Source organism: Zobellella taiwanensis, from assembly GCF_003012795.1.
In the GTDB taxonomy this organism is placed as follows: domain Bacteria; phylum Pseudomonadota; class Gammaproteobacteria; order Enterobacterales; family Aeromonadaceae; genus Oceanimonas; species Oceanimonas taiwanensis.
In genome coordinates, this window is sequence record NZ_PXYH01000001.1 from 99,228 (window position 1) to 121,743 (window position 22,516).

The following is a 22,516-nucleotide window of genomic DNA, read 5'->3' on the forward strand; positions in this document are numbered from 1 at the left end:
CTCAGGCACGGCTCCTGGGCAGGCGGCCGCGCCTGCGACCTTTGGCTAATGGCCGGGCCACGGCGAGCCCGGCTAGAATTGCAACATCATGGCAACAAAGTGGCCGCTGGCCCTCAAGGAAGCACATGCACTGGTTGAAACTCGTTGAAATCCTGCTGCTGCTGGCGGGGATTGTCCTGGTGGCAGTGGGCGTACTGGCCTATGGCCGGCGCCGCAAGGACTGGCTGGCCCTGCCCAGGATCCTGTTTAACCGGGCCCGGGATCTGACCCTGAAGGAATACCAGTGGCTGCGCTTTGGCGGCATACTGCTGTTCGCCGGCGTGGTGGTGCGTATCCTCAACCTGACCTTTTATCCCGCCTGACACAAAATGGGGTCGGAGTCATTTTCGCATTTTGCTAAATGACACAAAATGGGGTCGGAGTCATTTTCGCACTTTGCTAAATTGACTCCGACCCCTTTTTAGTCGGCGAAGGCCTTGCGGCCCATCAGGGAGTGGCTGAGGGTATTGCCGTCAACCAGCTCCAGCTCGCCGCCGATGGGCACCCCGTGGGCGATGCGGCTGACCCGGATGCCGTGTTGGCGGGCAATATCGGCAATAAAGTAGGCGGTGGCTTCTCCTTCCACCGTGGGATTGGTGGCCAGGATCAGCTCTTCGAAGGGCTCGGCCGCCAGCCAGTCGGCCAGCCGGTCCAACCCCAGCTCTTCCGGCCCCACCCCGTCCAGGGGCGACAAATGCCCCATCAGCACGAAATAGCGGCCCTGGAACTGGCCCGTTTGCTCTATGGCCACCACATCGGCCGGACTTTCCACCACACACAGCTGGCCGCTGGCCGCGCGTTTGGCGCTGGCGCACAGGGGGCAGATGTCTTCCTCGGTAAAGGTCCGGCACTGGCGGCAGTGACCGATGCGATCCAAAGACTGCTCCAGCACATGGGCCAGTTTGCGTCCGCCGGCGCGCTGGCGCTCCAGCAGGGCAAAGGCCATCCGCTGGGCCGACTTGGGCCCCACCCCGGGCAATATTTGCAGGCTTTTGATTAACTCATCCAGTAAGGGACTGAAACGCATGAAGAACTCTTTGGAAGCTGGAAGCGGGAAGCTGGAGCTGGGAAGTTCTGACCCCCATGTGACTCCCGGAGAAACAGGGGCCGGGTAAACCCCTGTCTGGAAAAGCAAAAAGGCTTAAAACGGCATCTTGAAGCCCGGGGGTAATTGCATGCCGCCGGTCAGTTCGCCCATGCGGGCCTTGTTCTGCTCTTCGATACGGCGTACGGCGTCGTTAACGGCGGCGGCCAGCAGATCCTCGAGCAGTTCCTTGTCGTCCTGCAGCAGGCTGTCGTCAAGCTCTACCCGGCGTACCGCGTGGCTGCCGGTCATGGTGACCTTCACCAGGCCGGCACCGGCCTCACCCACCACTTCCATCTGGGCCAGCTCTTCCTGCAGCTTCTGCATTTTTTCCTGCATCTGCTGGGCCTGTTTCATGATATTGCCAAGTCCACCTTTACCAAACATAGGTTGTCACTCTTTTTGATGGGTTAATACAGTCGGCGCCTGTTGCGCCATCGGCTCTATGCTGTCGATATCAAGCTCGGCGGCAAAGCGCGAGATAAAAAATTGTACCGCATCATCGGCCTCGATTTCATCCCTGGCCTGTGCCCTGGCCGCCTGATACAACAGCTGTTCAATTTCAAAGGGGGTTTGCCCGCGCTCGCCCAGCGCCACCTCAAGCTGCACCGGCTGTTCCAGGTGGGCCGCCATCGCCGCCTCCAGCTCCTGGCGGGTCTTGTCGTTCAGCAGGTGGCGATGATCGCTCTTAAGCCACAGCCGCCAGCAGGTTCCGTCCCGCTCCAGGCTGCTGTGCATGGCCAGCTGGCGCAGCAGGCCGCCCAGGGGCAGCTCGGCCACCAGCCGGGCCCAGGGATCTTCGGCCCGGGGCAACAGCTCGGCCGGGCGCAAGAGCGCCGGGCCGTCCGGTGCCGCCTGCCGTTCGGCCGGGAACGAAGGACTTTGCGCCACTGGCTCGGCCGGTGTCCGGGTCACTGGCGCGGCCTGCCGCCGTGCCGGCACGGCGGCGGGGGCAGCCCTGGCGGCGGGCGGCGGCTCCGGCTGCCAGGGCGGGCTGTCGTCGTCCCAGGGCAGATCGTCATAGGCATCCAGGGGCGGCAAGTCGTCATTGCCGACGGCCGGCGGCCGCGGTACCGCGCCGGCAGGACCCGCCGGCGCCCCGGCGCTCGAACTCGAAGAGGTTGTCCGCGGCGCGGCCGGCTCGGGCCTGGCCCGCGCCACCGGCTCCCGCGTGGAAGCGGGAGCCGCCTTGCCCTGCTCCTGGCCCAGCAGCCGGTTGCGGGTTTGCAGCAGCCGGCGGATGCGCGCGGCCTGCTCGGCGGCCTCGTCCACCACGGGCTCACTCCCGGTATCGGGCGACATCTCCGTAAGAGGCGGCTCGGACTCCGGCTCGACCGGCCCTGCCCTGTGCGCCGGCATGGGTGCGGCCACCGGCTCGGGTTCTCTCGCCGGGCCGGGCACCACTACCGCCTCGGGCTCTGCCGCCGGGCCGGGCATCACTACCGCCTCGGGCTCTGCCGCCGGGCCGGGCACCGCCACAACCTCGGGCTTTGCCGGCACCGGCTCCGCCATGGGAGCCGCTTGCCCGGCGGCGCCCATGCGTGCCGCCTCCTGCAGGATCTCCGCCTGCTCCAGGGCCAGCCGCGCGGACATAGTGTCGTCTTCGGCGGCCGGCTCAGGCTTTTTTGGCGCGGCCATCTCCTTTGTTGCCGTTCCGGGGGCAAAGGCCAATGCGCGCAGCAGGGTCATTTCCAGCGCCGAACGGCCGTCCGGCGCATAGGGCAAGTCCTTACGCCCCTGCAGGCAAATCTGGTAATAAAGCTGGATTTGCTCCGCCGGCACCAGCGGCGCCAGCCGGTTCAGCTCGTTCGCATAGGGCAGGTCACGCGCCGGCACCACCTGAGCCAACGCCAAATGGTGCCAAAACCCGATCAGCTCCCGGTGCACCTGGTCATAATCCGGCCCCAGGCTCGCCAGCTCGGCCACCCTGGCCATCAGGGCGGCGCCGTCACCGGCCAGCATCGCCTCCACCAGCGCCAGCAGCTGGCGGCAGTTGAGGTTGCCGAGCATCGACTCCACCTGGGCCAGGCGCAGGGCACCGTTGCCGAAGGCCAGCGCCTGGTCGGTCAGGCTGAGCGCATCCCGCAGGCTGCCGTCCGCCGCCCGGGCCAGGGCCGCGGTGGCCTCGGGTTCGAACGCCAGTTGCTCCCGCTCCAGGATATGGCGCAGCTGGCCGTCAATCTGGCGCGGGTCCAGGCTTTTGAGATGAAACTGCAGGCAGCGCGACAAAATGGTGATCGGCAGCTTTTGCGGATCCGTGGTAGCCAGCAAAAACTTCACATGGGGCGGCGGCTCTTCCAGGGTTTTGAGCAGGGCATTAAAGCTGTGCCGCGAGAGCATGTGCACTTCGTCAATCAGATACACCTTGAACCGGCCCCGGGCGGGCTGGTACTGGACGTTGTCGAGCAACTCCCGGGTATCCTCCACCTTGGTGCGGCTGGCGGCGTCGATTTCCAGCAGGTCGACAAAACGCCCCTGTTCGATTTCGAGGCAACTGCCGCACTGGCCGCAGGGCTCGGCGGTGATCCCGCCGTCGCAGTTGAGCGCCTTGGCCAGCAGCCGGGCAATGGAGGTCTTGCCCACCCCGCGGGTGCCGCTGAACAAATAGGCATGGTGCAACCGTCCCTGGGTCAGGGCATTGACCAGGGCGGTCAGCACATGCTGCTGCCCCACCACTTCGCTGAAGCGGCGCGGCCGCCACTTGCGGGCAAGAACCTGGTAACTCATGGCATCAATGGCCGTCGAACTCGACCAGGCTGGTCACCTTGACCCCCAGCCGGCTCAGCTTCTGGGCGCCGCCCAGGGCCGGCAGGGAGATCACGAAGGCGGCGTCCTGCACCTCGCCGCCGCAGCGGCGCACCAGCTTGACCGCCGCCTCCACGGTGCCGCCGGTGGCCAGCAGATCGTCGATGATCAGCACCTTCTCGCCCGGGGCAATGGCGTCCACGTGGATCTGCAGCCGGTCCTGGCCGTATTCCAGATCGTAGGGCACCTCTATCACTTCCCGGGGCAGCTTGCCCGGCTTGCGCGCCGGCACAAACCCCACGCCCAGCGCCGCCGCCACCGGGGCGCCAAAAATAAAACCCCGGGCTTCGGTGCCCAGCACCTTGCTGATGCCCGAATGCCGGTACAGCTCCACCAGGGTGTCTATGGTCAGGCGAAAGGCCTCGGCATTTTCCACCAGGCTGGTGATGTCGCGAAACAAAATGCCCGGCTTGGGATAATCGGGAATGGTGACGATGCTGTCGGCAATCAGCTTGAGGGTTTGTTGTTTCATTGAATAAGGCAGCCTCGTTGGGCCCGGCGCAGGCACGGGCATGGCGGACAATCCGATGGATTCGATAAGCGAAATTGGTCGCTAGCTTAGGGCCTCGTCTGTTTCATTGCAACCGCCGCCCCCTCGGGCACCAGCGGCAGGCGCAAAAACCAGACCACCAATGCCAAAAATGTGAGCAATAACAGGATTTTCACCCACCACAGCGGCACCACATAGATGGAAAAGGCAAAACTCGCGGCCATCAGCCACAGGGCCCGGCGGCGTACGGGGGCGCGCAGGCCGCGGTGGGTTTGCCAGTCGTGGATCATGCCGCCAAACCAGGGATGGCCGAGCAGCCAGGCATGCACCCGGGGCGACGACTTGCCGAACAAAAAAGCCGACAGCAGCACAAAGGGCGTGGTCGGCAGCACCGGCAAAAAGGCGCCCAGCACCCCAAGCCCCAGGGACAGGCCGCCAAGCAGGGCAAACAGAATGCGCATAGGCCCCTCCTTTTGTTGTTACCCCGAGCATAGCAAACAATGGCCCGCGCCAGAACCGCGGCGCGCTTCCCGCCGCCGGTCCAAGAAGGTACACTGCCGGCTTTTGCACGACGGACTGCCATGCGCCTGATCCTGGCCCCGATGGAAGGGGTGCTCGACCATCTGATGCGGGACCTGCTGACCCGCCTCAATCCTTTTGACCTCTGCGTGACCGAATTTGTGCGGGTGGTGGACATGCGCCTGCCGCCCCGGGTGTTTTACCGCCTGTGTCCCGAGCTGCACCAGGGCTGCCGAACTCCGGCGGGCACCCCGGTGCGCATCCAGCTGCTGGGCCAGGACCCGGACTGGCTGGCGGAAAACGCCGCCCAGGCCTGCCGGCTCGGCGCCGGGGGCATCGACCTCAACTTCGGCTGCCCGGCCAAAACCGTCAACAAACACCGGGGCGGCGCCGCCCTGCTGGGCGACAGCGAACAGCTTTACCGCATTGCCCGGGCGGTGCGCGCCGCCGTGCCCGCCGAATTGCCGGTCAGCGCCAAAATCCGCCTGGGCCAGGACGAGCGCGACAGCTACCTGCAAAACAGCCTGGCCCTGGCCGAGGGCGGCATTACCGAGCTGGCGGTACACGCCCGCAGCAAACGGGACGGCTACCGGCCCCCCGCCTACTGGTCGCTGGTGCGCGACATCCGCCGGGCACTGACCATTCCCGTGGTGGTGAACGGCGAAATCTGGAACGCCGGCCAGGCCGCCCAGGCGCGCGAAGACAGCGGCTGCGCCGACCTCATGCTGGGCCGGGGCGCCCTGGCGCTGCCCAACCTCGGCGCCACCCTGGTGCGGGACGAAGCCCCCATGGCCTGGCCCCAGGTGGTGGCCCTGCTGCTGGCCTATTCCGACATGGAAATCGCCGGCGACAAGGGGCTGTATTACCCCAACCGCATCAAGCAATGGCTGAGCTACCTGCGGCTGCACTATGCCGAGGCCCAGGCGCTGTTTGCCCGCATCCGCACTCTGGGGCAAACCGCCGACATCCGCCGCCGGCTGGCGGAGCCCGCCTGACCGGGGCCGGATGGCCCGGCTTTGATTTACGTCATGTTGCTCCGGACGGGGCCCTTTTATACTGGGGGCCAAGATCCGCATTCTGGAAGAGACCATGAACTCCATCAGCACCGACAGCGAGCTGGAACACCGACTGCAGCAAGAGGCAGAAAACCGGCGACAGGCGTTCTGGCATACCCTGCTGGCACTGGACGCCGCCATGGCCGCCGAGCTGTATCGGCTGCCCCCCGACGAATGGGCGGACTACGCCCCCCTGGCCGGCTGGCCGCAACTGCAACCCCTGCTCAAGCAACTGCGCCAGGTGGATGCCGCCCTGTGCCAGTGGCAACTGGGCCTGTATGGCCTGTGCAGCGACTGCGAGGCCGAGCTGACCCGGGCACAACTGCTGGCCGACCCCTGCCGCCAGCGCTGCGATCCCTGCGAGCAAAAATACCGCAAGGCCCAGCACGGCGCCTGGGAGCTGTAGCAAAACGGGACTGGGGACTGGGGACTGGGGACTGGGGACTGGGGACTGGGGACTGGGGACTGGCAGTATTAACGCGCATCGATAAGTTCAATAATAAAAAAAGCCGGCTTGCGCCGGCTTTTTTGAACTTCTTAATTAAGCGAAAGCTATATTAGAAGTTGTATTGCAGACCCAGGGCGTACTGATCTTCGCCGTCTTTGGCTTCGTCAATAACGTACTCGGCATACATTTTGGTCTTGGCGTTGAAGGCATACTGGGCACCCAGTACATATTCTTCAACCAATACGCGAGGACCAACGATGTTGGCATCGGCTTTCTTGAAGTTAAACGCAGCGCGAACAGTCCAGGCGTCTACATTGTAAGAGCCGTAGGCTTCCCAGAAGTCGGCATCAACGGTATTGCTTTGCTCGGACTGACCGTAAACAACGGCGCCGTAGAAGCCATCCAGAGCGTAGTTAACACCCAGGCCCCACTTGTCCAGCTCTTGATCTTTTACGTTCAGAGCAGGGTTGCCATCAAAGTTTACGCGCTCGTAGGCGGCAACCACACCGGCATCACCGGGGCCGGCGGCAAAGTTATAGCCTGCAGACAGGGCATATTGGTTCTTTTGTTTCAGGTCAGCTGCGCCATCAACAACAACCGGTACAGTCAGGCCATCGAGGTCCGGGTCAAATTCGCCCAGGTCAACGTCAACAGTACGGCTGCCAAAGCTATCATTGCGATTGGCGTCACCAAAAGCATAACCAGCACGCAGGTCAAAACCATTGGCGGCATAGGCTACACGGATCTGGTCATCGGGACGCCAGTTGTGGTCATAAGCGGCGGCGCCAAAGGCGTTGAACTGGTCGGTATAGTCGGACAGCTGGGCGAACGGAGTTTCGCTCTTACCGAAGGTCAGTTCGGTGGTGTCCTGGAAACGGAAGCCCAGGTAGGCGTAACGCGCGTCGATGCTGTCGGAACCGGTGGCGTTGTCGCTTTCGGCAGTCACCTGCCACTCCAGCTTACCGATCAGGTCCACGTCCTGGTTCAGGTTGTACTTGGCGTTGATACCCAGACGGGCTTCGCCTTCACCACCGAACTTTTCGTCGGACTTGCGGATTTCACCAGCTTCGTACTGGATACGGCCGTATACGTCTACAGCGGAGCTGTCGTCGGAATATACGGTCACGGCGCTGGCAGAAGTTGCAAACAGCGCAGGGATGGTCAGTGCAAGAATAGTCTTTTTCATGATTTTAGATGCCTACTGTAATTAAACACTAAGTCCTTGTTATTCCCTGTGTTAGCAACGCTTAACGTTACTATGGGCAGCAGCCTATCACCGGTTTTTTGAGCTTGCAACAAAATAGCGGGAACTTTTTGTGACAGTGACGTTCATAGTTGGCGCAAATGTGACTTTGCCCGCCTTTCTTCCTCCTGGGCCTTGCGCCTGACACAAAATCGGCTAGCGGTTATACTTCCCGCCGGATTTTATCGCGAGCGGCCCGCTATATGACCTCCCCTTCTTCTGTTTACGGCGATCAGGTACGCGCCAACTACCGTCGCCTGAGCCAGGCCATTCCCGGTTTTCGGCCCCGGCGGGAGCAAAACTTTTTGGTGGCCGAAATCGGCAAGGTGCTGCTCGGGCGCCATGATCCCGGCCGCCGTATCCTGGTGGCGGAAGCGGGCACCGGCATCGGCAAATCCCTGGCCTACCTGCAGGCCGCCATTCCCTGGGCCCGGCTCAACCACAAAACCCTGGTTATTTCCACCGCCACCCTGGCCCTGCAGGAACAGCTGGTGGGCAAGGATCTGCCCCTGTTCCAGCCCCATTGCCAGCCGCCCTTTCACTTTGTGCTGGCCAAGGGCCGGGCCCGCTATTGCTGTGCCCACCGGCTGCAGGCGCTGGCCGAAGGCCAGGGGCAACTGGGCCTGTTCGAGGCCGCCGGCGAACTGACCCCGGCACAACAGGCCCAGGTGGCCGAACTGTGGCAGGCCCTGGCCGGCCAGCGCTGGGCCGGCGACCGGGACAGCTGGCCCGCCCCCATCGACGACGGCCTCTGGCAGCAGCTGCAAACCGAGCGGCACAGCTGCCAGCCCCAGCTCGGCCATGGCCATTGTCCTTTTCACCGGGCCCGGGCCGAGCTGGAGCGGGCCGACGTGATCGTGGCCAACCACGCCCTGCTGCTGGCCGACCTGGCCATGGGCGGCGGCGTGATTTTGCCGGAGCCGGAACAGTGCCTCTATGTGCTGGACGAAGCCCACCACCTGCCCCACATCGCCCGGGACCAGGGCTCGGCCCGGCTGGCGCTCGGCCAGGGCCGGCGCGCCCTGGAGCAGTTCAACAAGCAATTGCCCGCTCTGGCTGCCCTGCTGGACGAAGAAGGCCGCCGCGCCCTCGATCTGCTGCAGCAGGCCCTGCAGCAGCTGATTCCCTCCCTCAACCGGCTTTACCAGGCACTGCAGGGCGAAGTGCGCCAGGGCCGGCTGACGCCCGACGAACAGGGCTGCCTGCGCTTTGCCGCCGGTGAACTGCCCCCGCTGCTGGAGCAGGGGCTGGGCACAATAAAAGAAGAACAAAAAACCCTGCGCCGGGCCCTGGATCGGCTGCAGGGACAACTGGCGGAAGGGCTCAAGCGCCAGCCCGGCAACGGCGCCCTGGCCAGCGCCATGGCGGCGGTGGGCTTGCAGCAGTTGCACGGCGAACAGGCCGCCGCCCTGTGCGAGCTGATGCAAAAACCCGCCGGCCCCCGGCACACCCCGCCGGCGCGCTGGCTGGAATGCCAGCGCCAGGACATCATCCTGTGCGCCACCCCGCTGGCGGTGGGGCATTTGCTGGAACAATGGTGCTGGTCGCGGGCGGCGGCGGTGATCATGGTGTCGGCCACCTTTACCGCCCTTAACGACTTTGGCTACTTTCGCCGGGCGGTGGGGTTGCGGGCGGATGACGGCAGCCACTACCTGCGGCTGAACTCCCCCTTCGACTATGGCCGCTCGCACCTGATTATCCCGCCCCTGGCCGGCGAGCCCACGGATCCCGGTTTTGATGATCTGCTGGCCGAAGAAATTCCCCGCTGGCTCGAGGGACAGGCCGCCAGCCTGGTGCTGTTTTCGTCCTACCGGCAAATGAACCAGGTGGCCGAGGCCCTGCGCCGCCGGGGGCTGTCACTGCTGGTGCAGGGAGAAGCCGGCCGCCAGGCGCTGCTGACACTGCACCGGATGAAGTGCGACGGCGGCCAGCCCAGTGTCTTGTTCGGCACCGGCAGCTTTGCCGAAGGGCTGGATTTGCCCGGCCACTACCTCACCAACCTGATTATCACCAAGCTGCCCTTCGCGGTGCCCACCTCGCCGGTGGAAGAAGCCATGGCCGAATGGATAACCTTGTGCGGCGGCAACCCCTTTATGCAGCTGACGGTGCCGGAAGCCTCGCGCAAACTGGTGCAGGCCTGCGGCCGGCTGCTGCGCACCGAAACCGACCAGGGCCGCATTGTCCTGCTCGATCGCCGGCTGCTCACCCGCCGCTACGGCCGGGCGCTGCTCGACGCCCTGCCGCCGTTTCACCGGCAAACCGGCCGGCCCGGCTAGCCGGGCCGGCCAGGGCCCGTGGCGATTGCGCTTGGCGCCAATAATTGCCACAATCCTGCGGTTAACTTGGCATTGGCCTCAATTACTTAGCAGCCCGTTTCGGGAAATAACCATGGCTCAGGAGCCCTCTATGAAAATGCGTGTTACCCTCGCCGCCCTGGCAGTGGCCGGTTTGTCCTTTGGCGCCGGCGCCGCCACCTTTGAAGCCCAGCAGCCTTACCAAATTTTACTGGTCGACGGTGAGAAAACCGATCACAGTGTCATGCGTTCCGTTCATGCCGTCGATATCAGCGGAGGCAAGCACCAATTCGCGCTGAGCTTTAGCAAGGATTTTTCAACCAAAAACCAAATCCGTGTTATGCACGGTGACCCTGTGATTATCGAAGTCGATGCGCCGGCCGATGCCGACCTGACCATCAGCTACAAAGAGCCGATCAACCATCAGGCCGCTCGCCAGTTTCTACAAAACCAGGCAGAAGAAATTACCGTCATCGACAAGCGGACCGGCCAGCCGGTTGAAGCCAATATCTTCACTGTCTATCGTCCGGCTGGAGTCGATACCGCCCGCGGCATCCAGGAACACCTGAAGGAAACCCGCCAGGCCTTTAACGGCCGCACCGAAGCCGCCGTGGCCGCCGCCCAGGCCAAGTTTGGCGATGCCGCCGTCAACGCCGACAGCCTGGAAATGCTGCAACACTGGTGGAACGAAGCCGACGCCGACACCCGCCGCGCCTTCCAAATCTGGATGATCCAACAGCAATAACCCACCCACCTAAAAAGGGGTCGGAGTCAATTTTAAATTGACTCCGACCCCTTTTTGTTGGCTCAGAAGCGGGAGCCGGGCTCGGTCAGAAAACCTAGCTCTTCCTCGGTTGATTCACGGCCCAGAATGGCGTTGCGGTGCGGATAACGCCCAAAACGCGCGATGATCTCCCGGTGGCGAATTTCATAATCCAGGTTATCCGCCAGCCCGAGGTTTTGAAACAGGGCCAGCGCGGTGTCGTGGATTTTCAACGACTCGCTGTGCATAAAAGGCATATATAAGAAGAGTTTTTCCTCCCGGTTGAGATCCCGTTCGGCGCCGCTGCTAATGGCCTCCTGTGCCAGTGCCAGCGCCATGCCGTCGTGGGCGAAGGCGGCGGGCGTATCCCGGTAGAGGTTGCGGGAAAACTGATCGAGCAAAATAATTTCGGCCAGCCGCCCGCGGGCCCTAACCCGCCATTCGAACAGCTCGCCCAGGCAGGCGCGGCGATGCCAGTCGCCAAAGCGCCGGGCAATGGTGTCGTCCAGCGCCGGATCCTTGGCCCACCACTGGGCCGGCCTGAGTTCCTCAAACCAAAACTTCAACACAGACTGATACATCGCCTCTCCTTATAAAATGGGGTCGGAGTCATTTTTTCGGTTTTGCCGGCCTGCCCTGGTGCAAATGCCCCAGGGGAAGGTGCGCGTTTTCTTGGAGATCCTGGCGAAATTGCGGGCTTCCCACCGGATAATTGTGGTTCAGGCCCATCCTGAAATCCGCCAGTTGTTCTTCCGGCACCGGCTGCTCGAACAACGACCGGTAGGCCTGCTGCCGGGCGGCCGGCGTGTTGCCCAGCCTGAGGTAAACCTCGTGGGGAGTGAGGCAGGCCACGGGCTTGCCCCGGGCGTTGGCCTGATAACTCGACCAATGGTACTGCCCCGGCTGCTCGGCCATGCCCGCCCGCACCGGATTAAGCTCTATATAGCGCTGGCAATTAAGCAGATAGGGCTCGGTGTCTATCAGGCTGGCCTTGTGCCGTCCTTCCCACAAGGTTCCGGTCCGGCGATAACGCTGGTTAACGTAGCCCACATAGCTTCGCCCCAGGCACTGCATAACCCGCGATATCCCCTGCTCGCTGGCGGGCGTCATCAGCAAATGGACATGGTTGGTCATCAGAACGTAGGCATGCAGGGCCACCTCGAAGCGTTCCAGCGCTTCGCCCAGCACCTTGATATAGAAACCGCGATCCTCATCGCAAAAGAAGCACGGCTGGCGATTATTGCCCCGCTGCACCACATGGCTGGGCACACCGGCAAGGTAACAGCGTTTTCTTCTCGGCATGCCAACCCCCTTTGCCGCACACACTAATCACCTTAGCAGCCGGCACCCAAAAGAGGCAAAAAAGGGGTCGGAGTCAATTAATAATTGACTCCGACCCCTTTTTAGGGGGGTTAGAATACCAGGTGGGCGATGAGGGCGATTACCGGCAGGGTGACCAGGGTCCGCAACAGGAAAATCACAAACAGCTCAACGATGTTGACCGGTATTTTGCTGCCCAAGAGCAGGGCGCCCACTTCCGACATATAAATCAGCTGGGTCACCGACAGGGCGGCAATCACGAAACGGGTCAGGTCGCTTTCGATGGAGGTGGCCAGGATCGCCGGAATGAACATGTCGGCAAAGCCCACCACTATGGTCTCGGAGGCGGCGGCGGCTTCCGGGATTTGCAGCAGCTCCAGCAGCGGCACGAAAGGCAGGCCAAGCCAGGTGAACAGCGGCGTGGTTTCGGCAATCACCAGCGCCAGGGTACCAAAGGCCATTACCACCGGCAGCACGCCAAACAGCATGTCCAGGGCATTGTGCACACCGGTTCTGGCCACCTGGCCCAGCCCCTGCACCTTGCCGGCCCGGGCCAGCGCCAGTTCAAAACCGTGGCCCAGGCGGGAATAGCCCGCGGGCGTGGTTTCGTCGTTGGCCGGACGCGGCTCGCCGTTGATAAAGGTGTCCTTTTTCCAGCACAGGGGCGGCAGGCGCGGCACCACTATGGCAGCCACTATGCCGGCCAGGCACACCGCCAGGTAGAACTGCACAAACATGTGTTCCAGCTTGACCTGGGCCAGCACCACCAGGCTGAAGGTGATGGACACCGCCGAAAAGGTGGTGCCAATCACCGCCGCCTCGCGCTGGGTGTAGTAATGCCCTTCGTACTGCTTGCTGGTCAGCAATATGCCCACGCTGCCATCGCCCAGCCAGGAGGCCATGCAGTCCACCGCCGAGCGCCCCGGCAGGCGGAACACGGGCCGCATCAGGCCGGTGAGCAGGGTGCCCACAAACTCCAGCAGGCCAAAGTCCAGCAGCAGCGGCAACAGCAGGCCGGCGAAGATGAACACGGCAAACAGCACCGGCAGCAGGTCGTTCAGCACCAGGCCGCCGGTGTCGCCGCTATAGAGGATATCGGGGCCGCTTTGGGTGAATACCATCAGCACAAAGGCCGCACCCAGCACCCGGCTCAGCAGCCAGACCGGGCGCACATTGAACAGGGTGTTCAAAAAGGGGCTGCGCATAATGGCGGCCGGGCGGAACAGACTCACCAGCAGGGAGATCAACGCCGAGGCGGTGATCAGCACCGTCACTATGGTGGTCAGCCAGCCTTCCAGGGCGGCCTGCAGTGCCTTGGCCAGCACCGCAATCAGTATGGTGAGGTCGCCGTTGTAACTGACCGGGGTCATAAACAGCAAAATACCCGCCAGCGAGGGCAGCAGGAACATCAGCAGGTTTCGCTTGCTTGCCGCAGCCTGCCCCGTCAACGTCTTTTCCATGGTTACTCCTTCCTTACCGGGCAAGCGCACCCGACTCGGCTAAAAAACAACGATTACTGCAAAATTATGCATGCCAGGCCGAAACACCAACATAAAACGCACCCCTGGGTGCATAACACACCGGTAAAACCAGGCCCTTGTGAATAGTTATTTTATAGCCAAATATATTTAATAAAAAGAAATAATCAAAACATAACCCCACAAAAAATATCTTTGTTAGATATTTGTTCTGATTTGTTAACATCGAGCGGGAGTATAAGGATTTTATGCCCCGCTGAAAACCGGCAGAGCGCACAAAACGAAAAAAGGCTGCCGGGGCAGCCTTCGAAGAACAAGATAAAGCGGAAAACGCCGCCCAATCAGCGGCGCCTGAGCGCAAAGCAGAGCTCGTTAAAAAAGGTACGCTCGCCGGACGCCACCCTGGGGTTGCCCTGCCCTTCCTCCAGCCGCCCGAGCAGGCGGACACTGAACTGCTCGCCAAACAGCCGGTGCACTTCCTCCTCGGGCACCGCGAACGGCGGCGACTGCTGCTGTATTGGCGCATAGTCCACCGTGACCAGCAGCATCATCGCCCCCGGATTGAGCAGGCGCGCCAGCAAGGCCGCATAGAGCGGGCGCATCGGCGCCGGCAGGGCAATCAGCGCCGCCCTGTCGTAGGCGGCGTCAAAACGCCGGCCCAGGGTGTCGGCGGCAAAAAAATCCCCTTCATACAGGCTGAAACCGCCGTGCTGCCAGCACTGGTAATGGGTCAGCCGGCGGGGCTCGGGCACTATCTCCGCCTCCTCAAAAAAGCTGCGCACCGCCAGCGGCGACAGCTCAAAGCCGGCAATGGCGTGGCCCTGCTCCGCCAGCCAGTGCATGTCCCTGCTTTTGCCGCACAGGGGCACCAGCACCTCGGTGCGCTCGTTTACTCCCAGGGTATGCCAAAACTGGCGCAGGTGGCCGTTAACACTCGGCTGATGAAACCCGATGCGGGACGATTGCCAGCGCTGATGCCAGAATTCCGCTTCCATAATCACTCCCAAAACCAGCTAACGGGGCTCGATTGTAGCGGGCCCCGGGCGGTATGTCAGGCGGCTTTGAACTGGTTGCTGTGGGGGTCGTAACGGTAGCCGATTTGCGCCAGCCGCGCGCCCAGCCAGCCGCCGTCCAGCTCATACAGGGCCAGCAGGGCCTCCAGGCTGTCGCATTCCAGGCGCAGCTTTTCGTTTACGATGCTCAGCACCATATGGCTGTCCATCCGTTCAAGTTGGGTCTTGTTCATGGTTCTCTCCTGCGGGGTTTTTGCTCAGTATAGTTGGTGCCATGCGGAACACACAGGCACAAATACTGTAATTTTAAACAGTATTTTTCTTGACCCTTGGCCACCTTGGAGACTACTGTATTTATAAACAGTAAACGAACAACAAGGACTGCATATGGCGACCATCCTGTTTACTCGCGAACCGGTTTTTCCCTCTGCCGGCCGGGCACCGGCCTCCCTTGCCGCCGCGCCTGCCGGCCTTACGCCCGCCGGCTCGGGCAGTAGCCAGCAGGCCAGCCTGCTGGCCAGGCTGGCCGATATCAGCCGCAGCGATACGGGATGGATTCTGTTTGCCAACGCCCCCGCCCCCCTCTCCCGCCGGGCGCTGGTGGCCGCGGGCATCAATCCGGCGCGGGTCATGAACGCCGGCAAGGCCTCTCCCCGCCTGCTTGAGCAAGCCCTGGCCTCGCCCGCCATAGCGGCGCTGGTGTATTGGCCCGGGCACCCGCCCGCCGCCGGCCGGCAATGCCAGACAATACCCTTGCTGCTCGAAGGCCGGCACCCGGATGCCCTGCCGGCGCTGCACTAAGCACCAGGCCGGGCCCGGGGTACAAAAAAGGCCGCCGTCCTGCAGGACGGCGGCCTTGCGGGCAACCCCTTAAGCCCTACACCAGTTCACGGCAAACCAGATCCACCAGCATGCGGATATGGGCCGGGTTGTCGTTAAGGGCCGGGATGTACTGATAAGACTCGCCGCCCGCTTCCAGAAACAACTCCCGGTTTTGCTCGGCGATTTCTTCCAGGGTTTCCAGGCAGTCGGCCGAAAAGGCCGGACAAATCACGTCCAGCCGCCGGATGCCCTCGCCCGGCAGCGCCTTCATGGTTTCGTCGGTATAGGGTTGCAGCCACTCCTCGCGGCCAAAACGGGACTGAAACGTGGTGCGCCACTGGTGGCGCTCCAGCCCCAGCTCCGCCGCCAGCAACTCGGAGGTACGGTGGCACTGGCGCCCATAGGGGTCGCCTTCGTCCTCGTAGCGCTTGGGAATACCGTGGTAAGACAGCAGCAGCAAATCGCCCCGGCCGTGCGTTTCCCAGTGCTCGCGCACCGAGGCGGCAAGCGCCTGGATATAACCGCCAAAGTCGTGGTAATCGTGCACAAAACGCAGTGCCGGCACCAGCCGCTCCTGTTTCATCAGCCGGGCCCAGGCATCAAACACCGACGCCGTGGTACTGACCGAATACTGGGGATACAGCGGCAACACTATCACCCGGTCCACCCCCGCCGCCTTCAACTGCTGCCAGCCGCTGGCCATGGACGGCTCGCCATAGCTCATGCCGAGCGCCACCGGAATATCAATGCCCTCGGCCTGCAGCGCCTTGCTCAGGGCCGCCTGCTGGCGTTTGCTCACCACCATCAGGGGCGAACCTTCCTCCCACCAGATGGACTGATACAACTTGGCCACCTTGGGCGAACGAAACGGCAGTATGATGCCGTGCAGCAAGGGGCACCAGAGCGCACGCGGCACATCCACCACCCGGTGGTCGTGCAGAAACTGAGCGAGAAAGGTTTTTACCGCGGCGGCGGTAGGGGCTGAAGGGGTACCCAGGTTAACCAGTAAGACGCCTGTTTTCACCTTGTTACCAATCCTGAATAGTAAAAGGCCGGGCGCCATCGCGCCCGGCCCGGGACCGTGACGATTAAGACAAAATATCAATAAGCTCGCGGCTGACCTGCTCAACCGACTGGGTGCCGTCCACCTTGTAGTGGCGGGTATGGCCGGCCTCGGCTTCCTGCTTGTAGTAATCGATTAACGGCGCGGTTTGCTCATGATAGATGCCCAGGCGCTTGCGCACCGTGCTTTCTTCGTCGTCCGGACGGATCACCAGATCCTCGCCGGTCACGTCGTCCTTGCCTTCCACCTTGGGCGGGTTGTACACCAGGTGATACACCCGGCCGGAGCCCGGATGCACCCGGCGGCCGCTCATGCGCTTAACGATTTCCTCGTCCGGCACCGCGAACTCAAGCACAAAATCCACCGCCACGCCGGCTTCCTTCATGGCATCGGCCTGGGGAATGGTGCGGGGAAAACCGTCCAGCAAAAAGCCCTTGGCGCAGTCGTCCTGGCTGATCCGCTCCTTGACCAGGCCGATGATGAGGTCATCGGACACTAGCTGGCCCTGGTCCATCACTTCCTTGGCCTTCAGCCCCAGGGGGGTGCCGGCCTTGATCGCGGCACGCAGCATGTCACCGGTCGAAATTTGCGGAACACCGAACTTTTCCATAATAAATTGAGCTTGTGTTCCCTTACCCGCGCCCGGAGCACCCAGCAAAACGATGCGCATAACAGCGTCCTCTTCTTTGATTAATCATTCGTAATTGGGGGCTGATTGTGTCATGACACCGGCATCCGGACAAGTAACAGCGCCGGAGCCTTAGACCAATTGCTGATGATACCAGCGCTCCCCCCCAAAAAGGGGTCGGAGTCAATTTTGCAATCTGCAAAATTGACTCCGACCCCTTTTTGGGTGCATTTCAACACCGGGGGAATTAGGGTAACCTGTGCGCCGTTTTACCTCCCAGCGCAGGAACAACGGATTGACGGTTAAACAACGACAGGTATTTTACATCCACGGGTTCGACCCTCGCGGCCCGGGCCATTATCACAGCCTTTATCGTACCCAGTCGGCCCGGCAAAGTGCCGTAAACGGGCTGGATATTGCCGTGTCGCGCCGGCGCCGGCGTTCGGCCCACAGCCACCACTGGCAACTGCACACGCACCACACCCGCACCGATTATTGCTACCTGGGCTGGGATGACATTATCCGCCGCCACTGGGCCAAGGGCTGGTTTGATATTCTCGGCGACCTGGGCTGCTTTTTGTGGGCCTATGTGCTCTCGGGCCGGGTTATCGCCTTTGCCCGGGCCTCGCACAAGCAGCTGATTGCCGGTTTTTACCCGGCCATTTACATCCTGCTCTCGGTCGTGTTCAGCGCCTGGCTGGCCTGGCAACTGCCGGCCCTGTTGCCCTGGCATGCCCTGCCTACAGGCGCCGCCCTGCCCGGGCAGGCGGCGCTTGGCCTGGCGCTGTTCTGGCTGCTGATGCAAGGCGCCAGGCGACTGGGCAACCGGCTGGCGGTGTTCTGGCTGCTGCGTATTTATGCCTTTTCCGCCAAGTGGGCCAAGGGCGGCATTCCGGGCCTGGAAACACGCGCCGCCCGGTTTGCCGACGACATTGCCAACGCCATCCGCAACACCGACAACGACGAAATCCTGGTGGTCGCCCACAGCGTGGGCACCATGGTGGTGATTCCCGCCATGGCGGCGGCCCTGGCGCGGATCACCGACCCGGCCCTGTTTGCCAACAAGCGGGTGGTGCTGATCACCCTCGGCGAATGCATACCGCTTATCAGCTTTCAGCCCCGGGCCCACGAATTCAGGCAGGCCCTGCAGCAACTGGGCCAGGACCCGCGCCTGCTGTGGCTGGACTACACCGCCCCCACCGACGGCGCCTGTTTTCCGCTGCTCGATCCGGTAACCTCCTGCGGCCTGAACAGGGCCCCCAACGCCGGCCCGCACCTGCTCTCGCCCCGCTTTTTTACCCTTTATGAGGCCGGCCACTACAAAAAACTGCGCCGCGCCTGGTATACCATGCACTTTCTTTACCTGATGGCCGCCGACAAACCCGGCCGCTACGACTATTTCGCCTTTACCGCCGGCCCCCGGCCCATTGCCCAGCATCTGGAGACACAGCCATGACCTGTCCGGTATTTCCCAAACCCGCCAAAAGCAAAGCCTCGCTGTGGAAGGTATTTTTCACCAAGCGCCGCTCCTGGCTGGATGCCCTGTACGAACGCAGCTACGGCATGAAAATGGGAGAATACAAACTGCCGGGGCTCAGGCTCTATATGGTCAACCAGCCCGAACTGGTGCGCCGCATCATGGTGCAGGAGGTGGGCAACTTCCCCAAAAACCGCCTGCTCGGGGATATTCTGGAGCCGCTGCTGGGCGAAAGCATCTTCACCACCAACGGCGAGCAATGGCAAAAACAGCGCAACATGCTCGACCCGGCCTTTAAGCACGCCCGGGTGCAACAGGTGTTTGGCCTGATGCAGGACGCCGCCAACGACATGCTGGCCCGGCTCGAACACCACCGGCCGGGGCAGGACATTGATCCGGAAATGACCTATGTCACCGCCGACATCATATTTCGCACCATCATGTCCACCCAGTTGCCGCCCGACCAGGCCAACCGCATCCTCGAAGCCTTTGTGCGCTTTCAGGCCGAATCGCCCAAGCTGGCCCTGCGGAAAATGTTCAACCTGCCCGGCTGGCTGCAACGCGGCCGGAGCGAACGCAAACGGCTGCAGGCCGCCCAGGAAATCCGCACCGCCATTGAAGACATTGTCCGCCCCCGCTACCGGCAGGCCGAAGCCGCCCGCGCCGGTTGCCCCCAAAGCCGGGCGGCCCTTGAACAACAGCAAGACATTTTATCCTCCCTGCTGCTGACCACCGACAATACCACCGGCCAGCCATTCTCCTTCAGCGAGATTGTCGACCAAATCTCCATGCTGTTTTTGGCCGGCCACGAAACCTCGGCCAGCGCCCTGACCTGGTCGCTGTATTTGCTGGCCCTGTATCCCGAAGTGCAGGAAGACGCCCACGCCGAAGTGGTGCGGGTGCTGGAACAACAACCGATGAGCGTGGAAGCCATTCGCAAAATGGTGCTGGTGCGCGACATCTTCCGCGAAGCCCTGCGGCTGTATCCGCCGGTGGGTTTTTTGTCGCGCGAGTGCACCCACGCCACCGACATGCGCGACAAACACATGCCGGCGGGATCGTCGGTGATGATTTCGCCCTGGCTTATTCACCGCCACCAGGAATTTTGGGATAATCCGCACGGATTTGACCCGTACCGTTTTACCGGCAAAAACCTCAAAACTCCCCTGAGCAAATCTTACCTGCCGTTTGGCGCCGGCCCCCGGGTATGCATTGGCGCCGCCTTTGCCCAGCAGGAGGCCAGCCTTATCCTGGCCAGCATCCTCAGGGACTACCGCTTTACCCTGGCCGAGGGCTTTGCCCCCCAGCCGGTGGGCAGGCTCACCATTCGCTCGGAAAACGGACTGCAACTGGTACTGACTCGCAGAGAACAACAACAATCATGAAAGAACGTATTGCCGGATTTATCCTGATGTGCGCCGTGGTCCCCCTGGCCATACTGGGCTACCTCATCATCTGTTATGTAGGCTTTGTGGGCCGGGTAGAGCGCGGCCGCGCCGGGGTGCGCGCCCTCGACCACTTTGTTAACGCCTCGGTATTCAACGGCTACGCCTGGGAATCGGTGTCGTCCCATGCCTGGCGCGAGCGCGAAAACAAATGGTGGGCACGCTTCGTGATTTGGCTGACCGACAAATTCCAGCAGGATCACTGCAAACGCGCCAACAAACGCGAACAACCCCTGGTGGATTTAATGCTGCAAAAGGGCCTGCACAAGCAAACCATCAAATAACCGCCGCGGGCAGCGCCGGCCGCCCGCAGGGAAACGAAGCGGCAAAAAATGACTCCGACCCCATTTTGGGGGGAGATTAGAGGTTAAGTATCCACTGACCCTGTGCTAGTATTCGCCGGTCAGATGGCCACCGATACACCAACCAAAACAAACGGAACCTGTGATGCAATCAGTCTTGCTACTCCAAGGACCGCTGGGGCCCTTTTTTCAGCACTTTTCTCGTTTTTTGGACCGGCAAGGCATCCAGGTACACAAAATCAACTTTAACGGCGGCGACAGCTGCTGGCCCTGCAAGGGGCACAACGTCAATTACACCGGCACCCTGCCCGAATGGCGGCACTTTCTGGACAACTACCTGAAAGCACACCGCATAGACACCGTGTTCTGCTACAGCGACTGCCGCGAATACCACGCGGTGGCGCGCCAGTTTTGCCTGAGCCATGGCGTGCGCTTTTTTGTATTCGAAGAAGGCTACCTGCGCCCCCACTACATTACCCTGGAAGAAAACGGCGTTAATGCCCACAGCCCCTGGTTTGGCAAACTCGACCGCCTGCTGGATGAGGTGTCGCCCGAGCCCCCCCATCACGACTTTAATATCAAGCCCAACTTCAAGCGCCGCATTTACTTTGCCATGCGCTACTACGCCCAAATGCAACTGACCCGCGGGCGTTTTAACCACTACGTACACCACCGCCACCGCCCCTATTGGCAGGAAGGCACCGCCTGGCTGAAAGGCTGGTACACCAAATACAGCCACACCGCCCACGACAAAGGGCTGCAACAGCAACTGATTGACCACCATTCGGGGCATATCCACCTGGTGCCGCTGCAGGTGGCGGACGATTTTCAAATCCGCACCCACTCCCCGTTCCGGGACGTGGCCGAGTCGATAGAGCATATTCTCGAATCCTTTGCCGCCACCGCCCCGCAAAACGACGTGCTGATGTTCAAACATCACCCCATGGATCGCGGCTACACCAACTACAGCCGGCTTATCCACGGCCTGGCGCGCAAGCTCGGCATTAAGGACAGGGTGTTTTACGGCTTTGAAATATCGCTGCCGGACCTTTACCACCATTGCAAAGGCGTGGTAACCGTAAACAGCACCGTGGGGCTGTCTGCCCTGTTTCACCACATTCCCACCCTGACCCTGGGCCAGGCGCTGTATGACATTCCCGGACTCACCAGCCAGTGCAGCCTGGAAGAATTCTGGCACCGGCCGCAACCGGTAAATAAAAAGCGCTTTCGCCAATTGCAGAGCTTTTTGCTGCACAACACCCAGCTCAATGGCAGCTTTTACTGCGAACCCGCCAAAACCTGCCAACAGATATGGCAGCAACTGCAAAACCTGCATCATCAGCGCGCCCCCCAACCCAAGGCCGTACCCCAGCGCCCAACCCAACCCGCCGGCAACCCCGGCTGCGCCACCGCCGAAGAAGTCGCCTGATATCCCCAAAGAGGTAAAAAGGGGTCGGAGTCAATTTTTAATTGACTCCGACCCCTTTTTTTCTGTCATGGTGCGGTAATGAGACTGTCATAACATTACGCGACCAATACCCGCGCAATCGCACGCGCAACGGTCGAAATCGGCCCATGCCGGTGGTATTATCTGGCAGTCAAAAATTAACGCCTTGCAATTTGCAACCGCGTTTTACAAGGAGTGAGTGAAACCAGCAGATTAGGGGCTGTAACCTAAGGGCGGTAGCGTGCCTTTTTTGCCATACAGCAACAGGTAAGTTGTTGTTTTATATGGCTACACATCTCAAGTGAAGCACCATTCACCGTTTTCGCCCCGCTTGCTGCGTTCCGTACACTCATTACCACTGAATTCGTAATCAAAAAGAGCGCAATACACCAATGCAGTTATCCAAAAACAAGATGCTCCTCCCCCTTGTTGCGCTGGGCATCCTCGCCGCCAGCGGCTGTGCCAGCCAGCAAACCGGCAACCCCGCCACATCCCCGGCCCCGGTGGCCGGCAGCAATGAACTCAGCCGCTATCTCAACAGCGCCGCCCCGGGCAGTGCCGCCACCCTGGCCCAAACCCCCTGGGGCAACAACCTCACCGTATTGGCCAACGCGCCCTACTTTGCCGCCAGCGGCCGCACCTGCCGCGAGCTGGAAGTGACCCAGCCCACCGGCAGCGCCGAACTTCATATAGCCTGCAAAGCCAACAACGGCGACTGGACCCTCACCCGTCCGGTAACCCGCCTGCTCAACCGCTGATCCCGCATATTCTTGAGTAATCC

The 22,516-nt window shown here is 61.9% G+C and carries 24 protein-coding genes; 11 read left to right on the forward strand and 13 right to left on the reverse strand.

Annotated elements, in window-relative coordinates; genetic code table 11:
- Positions 1 to 125: 125 nt before the first annotated feature.
- Positions 126 to 362 carry an LPXTG cell wall anchor domain-containing protein gene (locus tag C7I36_RS00450; protein ID WP_106451780.1) on the forward strand — a complete coding sequence of 79 codons (237 nt, stop codon included), beginning with the start codon at positions 126 to 128 and terminating at the stop codon, positions 360 to 362.
- A 98-nt stretch (positions 363 to 460) separates the two neighbouring features.
- Here C7I36_RS00450 and recR read toward each other — a convergent pair whose 3' ends face one another.
- The 5 genes from recR to C7I36_RS00475 all read right to left on the reverse strand — a co-directional run bounded on the left by recR (position 461) and on the right by C7I36_RS00475 (position 4,879).
- Positions 461 to 1,066 carry a recombination mediator RecR gene (recR, locus tag C7I36_RS00455; protein WP_106451781.1) on the reverse strand — a complete coding sequence of 202 codons (606 nt, stop codon included), beginning with the start codon at positions 1,064 to 1,066 and terminating at the stop codon, positions 461 to 463.
- Positions 1,067 to 1,180: 114 nt separating this feature from the next.
- Complete coding sequence (locus tag C7I36_RS00460) at positions 1,181 to 1,510, reverse strand: YbaB/EbfC family nucleoid-associated protein (protein WP_106451782.1); 330 nt, start codon at positions 1,508 to 1,510, stop codon at positions 1,181 to 1,183.
- 6 nt (positions 1,511 to 1,516) lie between these two features.
- Positions 1,517 to 3,850, reverse strand: a complete 2,334-nt coding sequence (gene dnaX / locus C7I36_RS00465; protein WP_106451783.1) for a DNA polymerase III subunit gamma/tau — start codon at positions 3,848 to 3,850, stop codon at positions 1,517 to 1,519.
- A 4-nt stretch (positions 3,851 to 3,854) separates the two neighbouring features.
- Positions 3,855 to 4,400 carry an adenine phosphoribosyltransferase gene (gene apt / locus C7I36_RS00470; RefSeq protein ID WP_106451784.1) on the reverse strand — a complete coding sequence of 182 codons (546 nt, stop codon included), beginning with the start codon at positions 4,398 to 4,400 and terminating at the stop codon, positions 3,855 to 3,857.
- A gap of 86 nt (positions 4,401 to 4,486) precedes the next feature.
- A complete protein-coding gene (locus C7I36_RS00475; protein ID WP_106451785.1) occupies positions 4,487 to 4,879 on the reverse strand; it encodes a YbaN family protein in 393 nt (130 codons plus the stop codon).
- Between the two features lie 120 nt (positions 4,880 to 4,999).
- On the opposite strand from C7I36_RS00475, the gene C7I36_RS00480 reads away from it, so the two are divergent.
- Together C7I36_RS00480 and C7I36_RS00485 are read left to right on the forward strand one after the other, a co-directional pair.
- Positions 5,000 to 5,932, forward strand: coding sequence for a tRNA-dihydrouridine synthase (locus C7I36_RS00480; protein WP_106451786.1), 933 nt, complete (start codon positions 5,000 to 5,002; stop codon positions 5,930 to 5,932).
- A gap of 94 nt (positions 5,933 to 6,026) precedes the next feature.
- The gene (locus C7I36_RS00485) at positions 6,027 to 6,398 is read left to right on the forward strand and encodes a transcriptional regulator, TraR/DksA family protein (RefSeq protein ID WP_106451787.1); all 372 of its coding nucleotides are present in this window, start codon (positions 6,027 to 6,029) and stop codon (positions 6,396 to 6,398) included.
- A 151-nt stretch (positions 6,399 to 6,549) separates the two neighbouring features.
- On the opposite strand, the gene C7I36_RS00490 is transcribed toward C7I36_RS00485, so the two are convergent.
- A complete protein-coding gene (locus C7I36_RS00490) occupies positions 6,550 to 7,626 on the reverse strand; it encodes a porin (protein WP_106451788.1) in 1,077 nt (358 codons plus the stop codon).
- Positions 7,627 to 7,886: 260 nt separating this feature from the next.
- On the opposite strand from C7I36_RS00490, the gene dinG reads away from it, so the two are divergent.
- Positions 7,887 to 9,959, forward strand: coding sequence for an ATP-dependent DNA helicase DinG (gene dinG, locus C7I36_RS00495; RefSeq protein ID WP_106451789.1), 2,073 nt, complete (start codon positions 7,887 to 7,889; stop codon positions 9,957 to 9,959).
- A 130-nt stretch (positions 9,960 to 10,089) separates the two neighbouring features.
- Positions 10,090 to 10,722, forward strand: a complete 633-nt coding sequence (locus tag C7I36_RS00500) for a YccT family protein (RefSeq protein WP_106451790.1) — start codon at positions 10,090 to 10,092, stop codon at positions 10,720 to 10,722.
- Positions 10,723 to 10,784: 62 nt separating this feature from the next.
- Here the strand turns inward: C7I36_RS00500 and C7I36_RS00505 are convergent, their stop codons facing one another.
- From C7I36_RS00505 to C7I36_RS00525, 5 genes are all read right to left on the reverse strand, one after another.
- Positions 10,785 to 11,321 carry a DUF924 family protein gene (locus C7I36_RS00505; RefSeq protein WP_106451791.1) on the reverse strand — a complete coding sequence of 179 codons (537 nt, stop codon included), beginning with the start codon at positions 11,319 to 11,321 and terminating at the stop codon, positions 10,785 to 10,787.
- A 28-nt stretch (positions 11,322 to 11,349) separates the two neighbouring features.
- Positions 11,350 to 12,042, reverse strand: a complete 693-nt coding sequence (locus C7I36_RS00510; RefSeq protein ID WP_106451792.1) for a transposase — start codon at positions 12,040 to 12,042, stop codon at positions 11,350 to 11,352.
- 110 nt (positions 12,043 to 12,152) lie between these two features.
- Complete coding sequence (locus tag C7I36_RS00515) at positions 12,153 to 13,520, reverse strand: YjiH family protein (protein ID WP_106451793.1); 1,368 nt, start codon at positions 13,518 to 13,520, stop codon at positions 12,153 to 12,155.
- A 359-nt stretch (positions 13,521 to 13,879) separates the two neighbouring features.
- Positions 13,880 to 14,533, reverse strand: coding sequence for a thiopurine S-methyltransferase (locus tag C7I36_RS00520; RefSeq protein ID WP_106451794.1), 654 nt, complete (start codon positions 14,531 to 14,533; stop codon positions 13,880 to 13,882).
- A gap of 56 nt (positions 14,534 to 14,589) precedes the next feature.
- Entirely contained in the window at positions 14,590 to 14,784 is a 195-nt protein-coding gene (locus C7I36_RS00525) for a DUF4250 domain-containing protein (RefSeq protein WP_106451795.1), read from the reverse strand.
- A gap of 154 nt (positions 14,785 to 14,938) precedes the next feature.
- Here C7I36_RS00525 and C7I36_RS00530 point away from each other — a divergent pair, with 154 nt between their 5' ends.
- A complete protein-coding gene (locus C7I36_RS00530; RefSeq protein WP_106451796.1) occupies positions 14,939 to 15,352 on the forward strand; it encodes a hypothetical protein in 414 nt (137 codons plus the stop codon).
- 76 nt (positions 15,353 to 15,428) lie between these two features.
- Here C7I36_RS00530 and hemH read toward each other — a convergent pair whose 3' ends face one another.
- Together hemH and adk are read right to left on the reverse strand one after the other, a co-directional pair.
- On the reverse strand, positions 15,429 to 16,397 hold the full coding sequence (hemH, locus tag C7I36_RS00535; RefSeq protein ID WP_342749466.1) for a ferrochelatase: 969 nt from the start codon (positions 16,395 to 16,397) through the stop codon (positions 15,429 to 15,431).
- 64 nt (positions 16,398 to 16,461) lie between these two features.
- On the reverse strand, positions 16,462 to 17,106 hold the full coding sequence (gene adk, locus C7I36_RS00540) for an adenylate kinase (protein ID WP_106451798.1): 645 nt from the start codon (positions 17,104 to 17,106) through the stop codon (positions 16,462 to 16,464).
- Between the two features lie 253 nt (positions 17,107 to 17,359).
- Between adk and C7I36_RS00545 the strand changes: the two genes are divergently transcribed.
- The 5 genes from C7I36_RS00545 to C7I36_RS00565 all read left to right on the forward strand — a co-directional run bounded on the left by C7I36_RS00545 (position 17,360) and on the right by C7I36_RS00565 (position 22,493).
- Positions 17,360 to 18,520: a hypothetical protein gene (locus C7I36_RS00545; protein ID WP_106451799.1), complete on the forward strand. Its 1,161-nt coding sequence runs from the start codon at positions 17,360 to 17,362 to the stop codon at positions 18,518 to 18,520.
- Positions 18,517 to 19,926, forward strand: a complete 1,410-nt coding sequence (locus C7I36_RS00550) for a cytochrome P450 (protein WP_106451800.1) — start codon at positions 18,517 to 18,519, stop codon at positions 19,924 to 19,926. The genes C7I36_RS00545 and C7I36_RS00550 overlap by 4 nt, the downstream gene beginning before the upstream one ends.
- Positions 19,923 to 20,270, forward strand: a complete 348-nt coding sequence (locus C7I36_RS00555; protein WP_106451801.1) for a hypothetical protein — start codon at positions 19,923 to 19,925, stop codon at positions 20,268 to 20,270. The genes C7I36_RS00550 and C7I36_RS00555 overlap by 4 nt, the downstream gene beginning before the upstream one ends.
- A gap of 163 nt (positions 20,271 to 20,433) precedes the next feature.
- Complete coding sequence (locus C7I36_RS00560; RefSeq protein WP_106451802.1) at positions 20,434 to 21,717, forward strand: capsule biosynthesis protein; 1,284 nt, start codon at positions 20,434 to 20,436, stop codon at positions 21,715 to 21,717.
- Between the two features lie 431 nt (positions 21,718 to 22,148).
- Positions 22,149 to 22,493 (forward strand): DVU3141 family protein, encoded by a 345-nt coding sequence (locus C7I36_RS00565; RefSeq protein ID WP_181256259.1) that lies wholly within the window; start codon positions 22,149 to 22,151, stop codon positions 22,491 to 22,493.
- Positions 22,494 to 22,516 lie beyond the last annotated feature (23 nt).